We start from the raw sequence: 12,671 nt of genomic DNA, 5'->3' as shown, positions 1-12,671 counted from the left end.
CCGGTCAACAGCTCCCCGCCCCGTCGTCGTTCCCGAGCACCACTGCTCGAATCGGTCGCCCGAAGCGCTCGGGGTTCCGCTTCATCTACCGATGGAGGGGGGAAGCTCAACACATCGTCCCCGGGAGACCGAGTGACCCTCACGACCGACCGACAGCTCCCCTCCGGCGCCGTCCGCACACACCGCTCCACGATCAGTGCCGCTCTCATCGTCAAGGACGAAGAGGCCGTCATCGAGGAAGCTTTGCACGCCGTGGCACCCTTCGTCGACGAGATCGTGGTCTACGACACGGGGAGCACGGACGCCACGCGAGAGATCGCTCGGGCGTGCGGAGCCGTCGTCATCGAGGGGTACTGGGACGACGACTTCGCTGCGGCGCGGAACCGAGGTGTCGAGCACGTCACCAGCGAGTGGGTTCTCACCATCGACGCGGACGAGGTGGTTTCCGGGGACGTCGAAGCGTTCCGCGACTACGTGACCGGACTCACCTGCGACGGCGTCTCCCTGCGCATCGCCTCCCCGACCGTGCGTGGTGGCGGCAACGTCAGCGACACCGTGATGGGGAGGATCTTCCGTCGCTCGGCGGGGCGGTGGGCGGGGGCGTTGCACGAGTACCTCGTGAACGTCGAGAGCGGGGCGATGCTCCAGGACAGCGTGGAGTGCGCTCCCTTGACGGTGGTGCACTCGGGGTACCTCGCCGACGTCCGGGAAGCGCGCAGCAAGGTCGAGCGGAACCTCGAGATCGCACGTCGCATGGTGGAGGGCCTCACCGGCGACGGCGAGGAAGCGGCCCGTGGGTGGCTGCACCTCGGGCGTTCGCTGACCGACGCGGGCGAGCACGCAGAGGCGCTGGGCGCATTGGCCGAGATGACCAAGCACACCCGCGATCCCCTGACCCTCGCACTGGGCGCCCGAGCAGCCGTCCACGCCGCCACCGTGCTCAAGCGGCGCAAGGAAGGCAACGCCTGGATCGGGGTCGCCGAAGCGGCCGGCGAGGCGCCTGGCCGGGTGCGGCAGATGAGTGCGGAGCTGGCGCACGCTTGCGGTGATGTGCGGCAGGCCGTCCACCACCTGTCACGCGCGCGAGACGGCGTGGACCCCTGGGGGTCGCCCTACGACGCCCGCGGTGCCCGCATGCTCCTGGCCAAGCTGGAGGCGGTCCGGGGCAACGTCGACGGGGCGCTGCGAGTGCTCACCGATGTGCTCCGCAGCGGGTACGACGCCGCTTCCCTGGCTCTGGTCCTGGAGACCTCGCTCGCTGCAGGCGTGGACCTGGGGGCGATCGCCCCCCTCGTCGACGACGCGTTCGTCGAACGCTCCCTGCGCGAGTGCTTCTCGGTCCAGCCCCCCTACGCGGACGCGTGGCTCACCGCGCTCCACACGGCGGGCCGCTCCCCAGCCCGGGTCCTCGTCGCCGGAGCGACCCTGGCTCAGCGGCTGCCGCTGGAGGGCAAGCTCGCCTGGTCCCTGCGTCTGCGCGAGGCGGGCCTCTCCAGCTACTGCCCGCTGCGCCGCTTCGCGGACGACGAGGGCGGCCCGCGGGCGGAGCGCTGCATCGCTCTCTTCGTCCTGGCCCAGGTGCTCGGCCAGGTCGAGGCGGCGGCTGCGTTCGAGCCCCTGTGGAACAGCCTCGACGAGACCGAGCAGCAGCGCACCGCTGCGACCCTAGCCGCCTGGGTCCCGGCGGACGTCTGAGGGCAGCAGCACCCGCGTCCGACCGGGCGACGGGGGGTCAAGCGGTCGGGGTGACCGGCCGATCACCACAGAAACACCGCATCCACGGAAGGAGGCGCCACCATGGCAGCAGTCGACGGGCTCGTCTCGGGCCTCAACACCTCGAGCATCATCAGTCAGCTGGTCCAGCTCGACGCCGCGCCGCAGGACCGCCTGAAGACGGCGGTCACGACGGCGCAGAAGGCCAGCACCGGCTACCAGGCCGTCAACACCAAGATGCTCGCCCTGAAGACGGCGGCCGAGGCGCTGACGAAGGCCGGCGGGTGGAGCCCCACCTCGGTCAGCAGCACCTCGACGTCCGTCGTCGCCACCTCCTCCGGGACGGCGCTGACCGGTTCCACCTCCTTCACCGTCGACCAGCTCGCGGCCAACCGCTCGCTGCTCAGCCAGGACGGGTGGGCGGACACCACCAGCGGCACCGCCTCCGCCGGCGCCTTCAGCGTCCTCGACGCCCAGGGCAAGGTGCTGGCCAACTTCGACTCCAGCACCAGCACGCTCGGCCAGATCGTCACCGAGATCAACGGCAGCGCCGCCAACACGGCAGTGCGTGCCGCCGCCGTCAAGACCGCCGACGGCAGCTACCGGCTGCAGCTGACGGCCACCAGTTCCGGCACCGCCGGCAACTTCACGCTGAAGTCCCACAACGGCACGCCGCCGACCGTCGGCAGCACCGTGTCCGTGGACGACGGGTACGCCACCGAGTTCACCGAGCTGTCCGCGGCCAAGGATGCGGTGCTGAACCTCGTCAAGGGCAGCACCTCGGACGCCACCAAGGTGGTCTCCTCGACGAACACCTTCGCCGATGTCATGCCGGGTGTCACCCTCACCGTCTCGGCGACGACGAGCGACTACGTGACGGTCTCGGCCAACGCGGCGCCCGACAAGGTCGCCGACTCCGTCAAGGCCCTGGTGGACGCAGCCAACGCAGCCCTCGCCGAGATCGCCAACCAGTCCAAGGCCGGCGCGATCGGCGCGAACGGCACCGTCACCGGCGCCGGCGCACTGCGCGGTGACACCACGCTGCGCCAGTTGCAGAGCCAGGTCGTCAGCGCCGTCACCTACGCCCTGGCCGGTGGCGCCTCTGCTGGGAGCATGGGCATCCAGTCCACCAAGGAGGGCACGCTCACCTTCGACCGCACGAAGTTCCTCGAAGCCTACGCCGACGACCCCGACGGGGTGCGCGAGAAGCTGGCGCCCACCAGCGTGGACCCCACATCCGGTGGCGAGGGAGTCGTCGAGCGCCTCCTCAAGGTCGCGGAAGGCGCCTCTTCCTCCAGCGGAAGCTTGACCAAGGCCGCCAAGGGTCGCGACGACGCCGTGAAGGAGCTCAACGACCGCATCGCCGAGTGGGACGACCGCCTTGAGCTGAAGAGGGAGCGCTACCAGAAGTACTACTCGCGCCTGGAGACGATGCTCGGTTCGCTCCAGAGCCAGTCCAGCTGGCTGTCCGGGCAGCTCGCCAACCTCTGACCCTCGACCCGCCGGGGCCGGTCCACCGTGAGCGGTGGACCGGCCCTCGTGCGTTCCGGTGCACGTCGTCCCAGCGACCTCGACGGCGACCTCGACGGCGACAGTGCGTGAGCAGCGGGTGACACCGGATCGGCCGATCCGCTCCAGAGCGTCGCGCACCTGCCGATGGAAGGGGAGCAACCGCCCCACCGGGGCCCTCCCGCGAAGGACTGATGCATGACTGCTATGGCCCAGAGCCGCGCGTTCAGCTCGAACCGGTACGTCGAGAACAGCCTCGCCACCGCCAGCCCCGCCACGCTGCTGGTCATGCTGTGGGACCGCCTCGTCCTCGACCTGCAGCGCGCCGAGACGGCGCTGGGGGAGAGCGACCGCGCCGGCGCCGGTGCCCACCTCAAGCACGCGCAGGACATCGTCGTCGAGCTGCAGTCCAGCCTGAAGGCGGACGCGTGGGAGGGCGGGCCGGGCCTGTCGTCCCTGTACACGTGGCTGCTGCAGGAGCTCCTGGGCGCACAGCTGAAGCAGGACGCCGAGCGCGTCGCGCGGGCGCGCACCGGCATCGTCGAGCCGCTCGCCGACGCATGGCGCCAGGCGGCCCTGGAGCACCTGGCCAGCGGCTCCAGCGCCTCCACCGGGGGCGTTGCGTGACCACTGCCCCCGAGCAGCGCCCGGCCGCGGTGCACGCCCCGGCCGGCGACGCGGCGTGGCGGCGGTCCTGGGCAGGCGCCCTGGACCGCGTCGAGCTCGACGTCGACGCCGCCGAGGAGCTGCTGCGCACCCTCCACGCCGGCGCAGCGGCTCACGAGGCCGTCGCCCCGCCCGCCTGGACGCCGCCGGCGCTGGCCGGGCCGGTCCCCCCGGAGCACGCCGAACGGGCCCGGCTGCTGCTGCAGCGCCAGCTCGACGTCAGCGAGCAGCTCGCCCGGGCCCTCGTGAGCACCCGCACGCAGGTGACGGCGCTGCGCAAGCTGGAACGCGCTGAGCCGCAGCCCGTCTACGTGGACCGCGCCCTCTGACACCGGCCCGCGCTCGAGGGGCCGCGCGGCGTTGCTCCGATCCGGCGACATCGGCCCGCCGCGGCTCAAGACCCGCGGCGGCGCGCCGACCTCACAGGGGTACGGGTCCTGCTGGACCGTGAGGAAGGAGCTCAGCCATGGACGCAGTCGAGGGACCCAGGGGGGGTCTCGTCAGCGCGTACGTCACCGCCCCGGCGGCGGCCTTCGACGCGGCGGCCACCGCGCGTCGGAACGGGCAGCCGCCGGCGGGCGGCCAGGAGGCCGACGACGCGCGCGCCATCAACCTCAAGCTGGCGTCGCTGCGCACCGCGGCCGACGCCCTGACCGCAGCTGCGAGCTGGGCGCCGGTGACCGCAGCGGCGTCGTCCCCGTCCGTCGTGGCGGTGGCGCACCCGGCCGCCGTCGCCGGCGCGGTCGACGTCACCGTCTCCCGGCTCGCCTCCGCGAAGTCGGTCGTGAGCACGCAGGAGGCGACCCTGTCGCAGCGCCTGGAGGAGGCCACCCTCGGGTTCCCCCTCGACGTCATCCGGGACGGGCAGAAGATCGGCAGCCTCCGCCCCGGGTCCGGGACCATGAACGAGATCGCGGCGGCCCTGCGCAAGGCCAGCGACCTCGGCGTCACCGCCGTCGCCATCTCCATCGGCGACGGCAAGTACCGCCTCCAGCTGACGGCGACGAAGTCCGGGCAGGACGGCTCGTTCGAGCTGGCCCAGCCGACGGACCCGCCCCGCCCCCGGGGACCGCTGGCGGCCGGGGACGTGCCGGTGAGCGCCGAGGGCGCCGCCTTCGAAGCGGTCGCTCCGGGCGCCGACGCGCAGCTGCGCACCTCCGACGGTCGCACGCTCGCCTCGTCGACGAACACGTTCCCCGACGTCCTGCCGGGCGTGACGGTGACCGCCACGCAGGCGGGACCGGACCCGGTCACCGTCACGGCCAAGCCGGACACCTCCCGCGTGGTGGCCGGTCTGCGCGCCGTCGTGGAGGCCACGAACGCGGCCCTGGACCAGATCGGTCGCGGATCCGGTACCTCCGACGCGGCGACGGGTCTCGCCGCCGCGCTGACGGCACCCGTCGCCGCGAGCGCGGTGGCACGCGTGGGGCTGCGCGTGGACGAGGGGCGGCTGGCGTTCGACGAGACGGCGTTCCGCGCTGCTCACCAGAGCGACCCGGTCGCGGTGCGCGCCGTCGTCGCGCCCACGAGCACGGCCGGTGCCCTGGTCGACGGGACCGCCCAGGACGCGCAGGCCGGCGTCGTCGAGCGGCTCATCGACGTCACGGGCCGTGCGGCGCTGTCCGCGGCCGAACCCCTCGCGGAGGTCCGCACCGCGTACCAGCGCCAGCAGCCGCAGCTGGAGAGCGCGCTGGCGTCCCTCCAGCAGCAGTCCGCCTGGCTCCAGGGGCGGCTCGCGCAGGTCTGACCTCAGCCGCTCCGGCACCGCACGCGCACGGCCGTCCCGCTCCTGCGGGGCGGCCGTGCGCGTTCCCAGGTGCCCCGTACCCCGCGGCCGGCCCGTCACCGGGTGCGCCCGGGCTCGGGGGCGGCTCACCACCGCAGGGCTCTCACCCCGCCGCCGGCACCACCAGCGGCGCCGGTCGCGCCAGGTGGTACCCCTGCCCGTGCGAGACGCCCAGCGCCTGCAGCACCGCCAGCTCCTCGGCCCTCTCGATGCCCTCCGCGACGATCGCCGCGCCGGTCGACTCCGCGAACGTCACCAGACCCGCCGCCAGGGCGCGCCGGGACCGGTCGCCGTCGATGCCGCGCACGAGGCTGATGTCGAGCTTCACGAAGTCCGGCAGGATCGCCAGGACGTGCCGCAGGCTCGCGTAACCGGCGCCGGTGTCGTCCACCGCCACCCGCAGCCCCGCGGCGCGCAGCGGCGCCAGCGCCGCGAGCAGGCACGCGTAGTCGTCGATCGCGGCGTGCTCGGTGACCTCCACGACGACGCGGTCCAGCGGCGCACCCGCCAGCGCCCGGGTCAGGCCCGGGTCGAGGAGGGTGGCGGGGGAGAGGTTCACCGACACGAACCCCGGCAGGTGCGGCAGGCCCGCCAGCGCGGAGCGCACCGCCCGCAGCTCCAGGTCCGCCCCGGCGCCCACGGACGCGGCGTCGGCGAACCACACGTCGGGAGTGGCGGTGCCGGCGGGGAAGCGGCTGAGCGCCTCCGCACCCACGTGCTGCGACGTGCGCAGGTCCACGACCGGCTGGTACACGATGCCCGGGCCACCGGTGGCGTCCAGCCCCGCGAGGCGGTCCAGGACGGCGCGGCGCTGCGCGTCGGCGGCGTCCTCCTCCTCGACGAGCTCCATGACGACACCGGCGATCACGCGCAGCACCTGCGCGTCCCGCTCCCGCAGCCCGGCGTCGGGGCGGGCGGACAGGGAGCAGAGCGTCCCGTACAGGGAGCCGTCGCTGCGGTGCAGCGGCACGCCCACGTAGGCGCCGATGCCGCGGGCGCGCGCACCGGCCGCCCGGTCGTCGGCCCCGGTGTCCGGCACGACCACGGGCTGCCCGGAGCGCACGACCCGCTCGCACAGGGTGCCGGCCAGCGGCTCGGCGTCCCCGGCGGCGACCGGCAGCGGCAACGGGGTGACGACGGCGCGCAGGCGCCGCTGCGAGCCGTCCGGGGCGGCGCCCAGCGCCGCCACGTACGTCAGGTCCGCGCCCATCTGGCGGCGCGTCGTCTCCAGCAGGGCGTCCAGGGCGCAGTACCGCGCCGTCCGGGAGGTGCCAGGGGCCGTCGTCGTCGCGCTCGTCACCACCTCGAACGCGTCGGCACCTCCCGCCCGGGGCTTGAGCGCCGGCACCGGAAGCGTCCGTCGTGCGAGCGGACCGTCACGCGATCGCAAAGTGAATGTCAACACCGTGTAAAGACCCCGGCGTGGCGCGTAACCCCCGGCAGGTGCGCGCCGATGCTCAAGGTGATGACGCTCACGCCCGAGGAGACCGCCATGCCGAGCACCCGCCCCAGCCTCGCCGCCTGCCTCGTCCTGCAGGGCAGCACCACCCCGCCCGCCCTGGACGCCGACCTGCGCGACCTCGTCGACGTCGCCGACGAGGTCGTCGTCTACGACACCGCCGACCACGTCGCCCCCGGCACGGCCGCGTTCGAGGCGACCCTGCACCCGGCGGTCACCGTCGTCAGCGGGTTCTGGGCCGACGACCGCGACCGCGCCAAGCAGGCCGCGCTCGCGCACGTCGAGGCCGACTGGGCGCTGTGCGTGCTGCCCGGCGAGAAGGTCCGCGCCGACGTCGAGGAGCTGCGCCGCGTGCTCGGCGAGGCGAGGGACGCGCCGGCGCTGGCGGTGCGGGTGGACGACGTGGTGCGCGGCACCCACCGCTCCGCGCGACTGCTGCACAAGGCGCTGCCCGGCGCGGCGTGCGCTCCCGCCGACACGCTCACCGAGGTGCCCAGCCGGCTGCTGACCGTCGAGCAGCCCGTGGCCACCACCGCCCGGGTGCCGCGCCAGCGCGGGGTGTTCGACCGCGTCTGATGCGCCCGGTCTCCGGGCTGTGACGGTCCCGGCGGACGCCGCTGCGCGCCGCTAGGCTGGTCGCGACCCACGGGAGGTGCGAGGCGATGACGAGCGAGCCGGTGACCGAACCGTCCGGGATCGGTCGCGTCCTCTCCTGGGAGGAGTACGAGCGCCTGCCGGAGGACCCCCGTGCCGAGTACATCGACGGGCGACTGGTCGTGAGCCCCAGCCCGACCCGTCAGCACCAGAAGATCTCCCTGCGGTTGGCGTTCGCCCTGGAGCAGGTCCTGCCGGAGGGGTACGACGTCAACGCCGCGTGGGCGTGGAAGCCCGCTCGCGACGAGTTCATCCCCGACGTGATGGTCCACCCGGTCGGTCCGGCGCTCGGACGCGCGGACGCCCGCTTCACCGGGACCCCTGCCCTGGTGGTCGAGATCCTGTCGTCCAACCGGAGCGACGACCTCGTCTGGAAGGTGTTCAAGTACGCCGCCGCCGGTCTGCCCAACTACTGGATCGTCGATCCGAACGGGGAACGGGTCACCGCCTTCGTCCTGCGGGACGGGGTCTTCGTGCCGGGGGTCTCGCTGGAACGCGGTGCCCCGCCCACCGAGGTCGGTTTCGGTGTGGGATCCGTGGTGATCGACGTCGCCGCCCTGCTCGGCTGACGCCCACCCTTCACGCCGCGGCCCGGCCGCCCTCCACCAGTCGCCCGTCGCGCAGCTCGAGCACCCGGTCCGCCAGGTCCACGCCCTCGTCGCGGTGCGCCAGCAGCAGCACCGAGCGCTCCCCGCGCGCCCGCACCAGGTCCGCGACCAGCGCCCGGCCGGTCGCCTCGTCCAGCCCCTCGCTCGGCTCGTCGAGCACCAGCACCGCCACGTCCGCCAGCAGGGCGCGCGCCATCGCCAGTCGTCGCCGCTCCCCGCCGGACAGGGGCGCGCCGCCGTCGCCGAGACGGCTGTCCAGGCCCGCGGGCAGCGCCGCCAGCCAGTCGCCGAGGCGCACCCGGTGCAGCACGTCGAGCAGGTCCGCGTCGGAGCGGCCGGGGGAGGCCAGCAGCAGGTTCTCCCGCAGGCTGGTGGCGAAGACGTGCTCGTCGTCGGCGACCAGACCCACCACCGAGCGCACGTCGTCACCGGCCAGGTGCACCAGCGGCACCCCGTCGAGGGCGACCTCACCCGCCTCCGGGTCCAGGAACCGCATCAGCACCGCCGCCAGCGTGGACTTGCCGGTTCCGGAGGCGCCGCGCACCGCCACCACCTCGCCGGCAGCCAGGTCCAGGTCGACGCCCCGCAGCGCCGGCTCCTCCCAGCCGGCCACCACGCCGCGCAGCCGCAGCGCCCGGCCCGGCGGCAGCGGGCGCGGGGCGGCCGGTTCCGAGGCAGCCGCCGGGACGGCGAGCAGGTCGGCGCCGCGCCGCTCGGCCTGCACCGCGCGGTGCCGGGCGCGCACCGCGTCCGGCAGGCCCCGCGTCGCCTCCGCGGCCACGGCCGCCGCCAGCACCACCGCCGCCGCCCACGCCGCACCCGCGTCCGACGCGGGCGCCACCAGCGCCGGGCCCAGCACGGCCAGGCCCGCGCCCAGCGCCTGCAGCGCCGCCGTGCCCGCCGCCGCCCGCGCCCGCCGCCGCTCCCCGGCGGCCAGGCGGGACACGCTGCGGTGCAACGGCTCCAGCGGTTGCGGCGCACCCGTGGCCCGCAGGTCCTCCACGCCCTCAGCGGTCTCCGCGCCCGCCTGCGCCAGCGCCGCCACGTCGTCGCGGTGCGCGTCGGCGCGCCGCTCCGCCACGCCGGCCACCAGCGGGGCGAGCACCGCCGCCACCGCCAGCCCCGGCAGCGCCGCCAGCGCCAGCACCGGGTCGGCCAGCGCCGCCGCCCCCAGCGCGAGGGTCAGCGCCAGGGCCGTGGCCGCCACCGGGTGCCGCCAGCGCAGCAGGGCGTCCACCCGCGCGTCCACGTCGTGCACCAGCTGCACCAGCAGGTCACCGGACCCGCCGGCGCGCCGCCGCGTCAGCGGCCCCGGCACGCGCGGCACCAGCGCCGCCACCACCGCCGCGCGCCGCTGCGCCAGCCGCGACAGCGCCGCGTCGTGCGAGAGCAGCCGCTCGGCCAGCACCAGCAGCGGGCGGGCGGTGGCGCTGGCGCGCACCACCACCGCCGCCACCGACAGCGTCAGCACCGGCGGCCGGTCCGCCGCCGTGACGATCAGCCACGTCGCCGTCGCGGTCAGGGACGCACCCGCCAGCACGGCAGCCGCCCCGGCCACCACGGCCAGCGCCGCGCGCGCCCGCACCGACGGCACCCACCCCCCACCCTGGGCGGAAACCGTTGTTTCCGCCGTCGCAGGGATGCCCGGCGGGGCGGAAACACTGGTTTCCGCGCAGGGGGAGGGGTGGGCGGGCGGGCGGGTCACGGTCACGACGCGGTCCGCGGCCGCCAGCAGGCCGGTGCGGTGCGCGACCACCAGCACCGCGCACCCCCGCGCGGCCAGCTCCCGCAGCGTCGCCACCACCGCCCGCTCCGCCGCGGCGTCCAGGTGCGCGGTCGGCTCGTCCAGCACCAGCCGCCGCGCCCCCAGCAGCACCCCCAGGAACGTGCGGGCCAGCGCCAGGCGCTGCCGCTGACCGGCCGACAGGCCGCTGGCGCCCTCACCGAGCGCGCGCGCCGGGTCCAGGTCCGCCGCGGCCGCCATCGTCAGCGCCGCGGCCACCTCCTCGTCCGGCGCCGACCGGCCCGCGCGCACCGCCTCGGCGACCGTGCGCGCGAACGGGAACGTCGGCCGCTGCGGCAGGTGCGCCACCGCCTGCGCACCCAGCGGGTGCCGCACGGCACCCGCGTCCGGCACCACCAGACCGGCCGCCACCCGCGCCAGCGTCGACTTGCCCGCGCCGCTGGCCCCGGCCAGGGCCACCACCTCACCCGGCGCCACCGCCACGTCCACCCCGGCACCGTCCGCACGGGCCACCACGGCGGAACCGTCGGCGCGCAGCACCCGCACCCCCTCCAGGCGCAGCCCGGCGGCGTCCCCGCCCGGCCCCGCCACGACGGCGGGCGAGGAGAGCAGCTCGTCGACGTCGTCGACGACGGCCGTGGCGTCCGCGGAGTCGTGGAAGCGCGCCCCCACCTCCCGCAGCGGCCGGTACGCCTCCGGCGCCAGCAGGATCACCAGCAGCGCCGTGCGCAGGTCCAGCGTCCCGCCCGCCAGTCGCATCCCGGCCGTGACGGCCACCAGCCCCACCGACAGGGTGCCCACCAGCTCCAGCGCCGTGGACGACAGGAACGCCACCCGCAGCACGCCCAGCGTGGCGCGGCGGTGCGCGTCCGTCGTCGCCGCCACCGCCTCGACCTGACGGCCGGCGCGGCGGTGCGCGCGCAGGGTCGGCAGGCCCCGCACCACGTCCAGGAAGTGCGCCGACAGGGTGCGCGCCGCCCGCCAGCGCCGCCGCGCCCGCGCCTGCGTGGCCCGGCCCAGCAGCACCGCGAACACCGGCACCAGCGGCAGCGTCAGCGCCACCGTCAGCGCGGAGCCGGTGTCCAGCAGCGCCAGCAGCACCAGCACCGCCGGCGGCAGCAGCACCCCCGGCACCAGCGCCGGCAGGTACCGGGTGAACCAGCCGTCCAGCGCGGGCAGACCCTGCGCCAGCAGCGCCGTCAGGCGGGCCGCGCCGAAGCGCTGCACCCCCGCCGGGCCCAGCTCCACGGCGCGCGCGGCCGCGCGACGGGTCAGGTCGGCGCGCACCGCGCTCGCCGTGCGCTGCGCCAGGGCGCTCGCCGCCCACGACGCCGCCGCCCGGGCGACGACGACCCCCGCCAGCGCCCACAGCGCGCGCGAGGCGTCGGTGCCGCCCCACAGGGCCACGACGAGGTCGGCCAGCGCGAACGCCTGCGCCACCAGCAGCCCCGCCGCGGCCGTCTCCACCGCGGCGACGGCCGCGACACCGCGCCGGGCGGGACGGGCGTGCCGCAGCAGGCGCGGGTCGACCGGCCCGCGCGGCCGGCGCTCGGTGACCCCAGACGGGGCGGAAACACTGGTCTCCGCCGTCACGGAGACGCCTCCAGGGGCGGAAACAGTGGTTTCCGCGATGTCGGGGAGGGGGGCGGTGGAGGACGTGGGGATCGTCACCGCCCCGCGCGGGCCGGGACGGGACGGCGGGTGCGCGCACCGCGCACCGGGCCGTGACCGCTGGCCACCCGGGCGCGGAACACCCAGTACGAGAACAGCTGGTACGCCACCACCCCGGGCAGGACCACGACGCCGACCACGGAGATCAGCTCCAGCGCCGCAGGTGAAGCGGCCGCCGCGCGCAGCGTCACGTCCGCCGCCGGCGACAGGGTGCTCGGCAGCAGCACCGCCGGGCCGTCGAGCGCGTGCGCGGTGAACACCGCCACCACCGCCACCGCCACCGCCAGGCTGGACGCGGCGAACGCCAGCGCCTCCGCGCGGCGCCAGGCCGCCACGGCCGCCACCGCCAGCAGCACCGCCGCGGCGGCCACCGCCGGGTGACCGGCGGCCACGAACACCGCCAGCGCGCACGTCGCCAGCGCCGGGGCGCTCGCCACCGCCAGGTGCCGCGCCCGCGCCCGCAGCACCCCGGTGGTGCGCAGCGACAGGAACGTCGCGCCGTGCACGGTGGCCAGCAGCACCCCGGCCAGGGCGCCGAGCACCGCCCACGGGGTGCCCAGCGGCGCCAGGGACCGGGTGAGCCCGCCGAGCGCTCCGGCACCGGCGTGCACCTCGCCGTCGGCGCCCAGGGCCAGGCCCTGCACGAGCACGCCCAGCACGGCGCCCCACCCGGCGGCCAGCAGCAGCGAGGAGGCGGCCAGGAAGGCGTCGCAGCGCGCGTGCCAGCTCGCCGAGTCGTGCTTGCCGCGGAACTCGATCGCCACCCCGCGCACGGCGAGCAGCAGCAGGATCGCCACCATCGGCAGGTACAGCCCCGACAGCAGGGCCGCGTACCAGTCGGGGAACGCGGCGAACGTCACG

General features: G+C 75.9%; 10 protein-coding genes. 7 read left to right on the top strand and 3 right to left on the bottom strand.

Annotated features, from left to right (window positions below; translation table 11 throughout):
• From V9U69_RS17120 to V9U69_RS17100, 5 genes are all read left to right on the top strand, one after another.
• Window positions 1-1,695 (top strand): tetratricopeptide repeat-containing glycosyltransferase family 2 protein (locus V9U69_RS17120; protein ID WP_337063067.1); only part of this gene is annotated, 1,695 nt, incomplete at its 5' end.
• Between the two features lie 102 nt (window positions 1,696-1,797).
• On the top strand, window positions 1,798-3,204 hold the full coding sequence (gene fliD / locus V9U69_RS17115; protein ID WP_337063066.1) for a flagellar filament capping protein FliD: 1,407 nt from the start codon (window positions 1,798-1,800) through the stop codon (window positions 3,202-3,204).
• Between the two features lie 216 nt (window positions 3,205-3,420).
• Window positions 3,421-3,849 (top strand): flagellar export chaperone FliS, encoded by a 429-nt coding sequence (fliS, locus tag V9U69_RS17110; protein ID WP_337063065.1) that lies wholly within the window; start codon window positions 3,421-3,423, stop codon window positions 3,847-3,849.
• A complete protein-coding gene (locus V9U69_RS17105; RefSeq protein WP_337063064.1) occupies window positions 3,846-4,217 on the top strand; it encodes a hypothetical protein in 372 nt (123 codons plus the stop codon). Before fliS ends, V9U69_RS17105 begins: the two co-directional genes overlap by 4 nt.
• Before the next feature lie 137 nt (window positions 4,218-4,354).
• On the top strand, window positions 4,355-5,635 hold the full coding sequence (locus V9U69_RS17100; protein WP_337063063.1) for a flagellar cap protein FliD N-terminal domain-containing protein: 1,281 nt from the start codon (window positions 4,355-4,357) through the stop codon (window positions 5,633-5,635).
• Window positions 5,636-5,777: 142 nt separating this feature from the next.
• Here V9U69_RS17100 and V9U69_RS17095 read toward each other — a convergent pair whose 3' ends face one another.
• Window positions 5,778-7,022 (bottom strand): sensor domain-containing phosphodiesterase, encoded by a 1,245-nt coding sequence (locus V9U69_RS17095; protein WP_337063062.1) that lies wholly within the window; start codon window positions 7,020-7,022, stop codon window positions 5,778-5,780.
• 144 nt (window positions 7,023-7,166) lie between these two features.
• On the opposite strand from V9U69_RS17095, the gene V9U69_RS17090 reads away from it, so the two are divergent.
• Both V9U69_RS17090 and V9U69_RS17085 read left to right on the top strand, forming a co-directional pair.
• Entirely contained in the window at window positions 7,167-7,709 is a 543-nt protein-coding gene (locus tag V9U69_RS17090; protein ID WP_337063061.1) for a hypothetical protein, read from the top strand.
• Window positions 7,710-7,795: 86 nt separating this feature from the next.
• Window positions 7,796-8,356 carry a Uma2 family endonuclease gene (locus V9U69_RS17085; RefSeq protein WP_337063060.1) on the top strand — a complete coding sequence of 187 codons (561 nt, stop codon included), beginning with the start codon at window positions 7,796-7,798 and terminating at the stop codon, window positions 8,354-8,356.
• A 10-nt stretch (window positions 8,357-8,366) separates the two neighbouring features.
• Here the strand turns inward: V9U69_RS17085 and cydC are convergent, their stop codons facing one another.
• A complete protein-coding gene (cydC, locus tag V9U69_RS17080; protein ID WP_337063059.1) occupies window positions 8,367-11,732 on the bottom strand; it encodes a thiol reductant ABC exporter subunit CydC in 3,366 nt (1,121 codons plus the stop codon).
• Window positions 11,733-11,806: 74 nt separating this feature from the next.
• A partial coding sequence (locus tag V9U69_RS17075; protein ID WP_337063058.1) for a cytochrome d ubiquinol oxidase subunit II occupies window positions 11,807-12,671 on the bottom strand: 865 nt, incomplete at its 5' end.

Origin of the sequence: Kineococcus sp. G2, from assembly GCF_037154035.1 — a bacterium.
Classification (GTDB): domain Bacteria; phylum Actinomycetota; class Actinomycetes; order Actinomycetales; family Kineococcaceae; genus Kineococcus.
The sequence above is the reverse complement of the archived record's forward strand: the minus strand, read 5'-3'. Positions and strand labels throughout refer to the sequence as shown.

Bases quoted from the DNA above. Each gene is read 5' to 3' on its own strand.
- fliD (WP_337063066.1), top strand. From the start codon at position 1,798: ATGGCAGCAGTCGACGGGCTCGTCTCGGGCCTCAACACCTCGAGCATC.
- fliS (WP_337063065.1), top strand. From the start codon at position 3,421: ATGACTGCTATGGCCCAGAGCCGCGCGTTCAGCTCGAACCGGTACGTC.
- V9U69_RS17100 (WP_337063063.1), top strand. From the start codon at position 4,355: ATGGACGCAGTCGAGGGACCCAGGGGGGGTCTCGTCAGCGCGTACGTC.
- V9U69_RS17090 (WP_337063061.1), top strand. From the start codon at position 7,167: ATGCCGAGCACCCGCCCCAGCCTCGCCGCCTGCCTCGTCCTGCAGGGC.
- V9U69_RS17085 (WP_337063060.1), top strand. From the start codon at position 7,796: ATGACGAGCGAGCCGGTGACCGAACCGTCCGGGATCGGTCGCGTCCTC.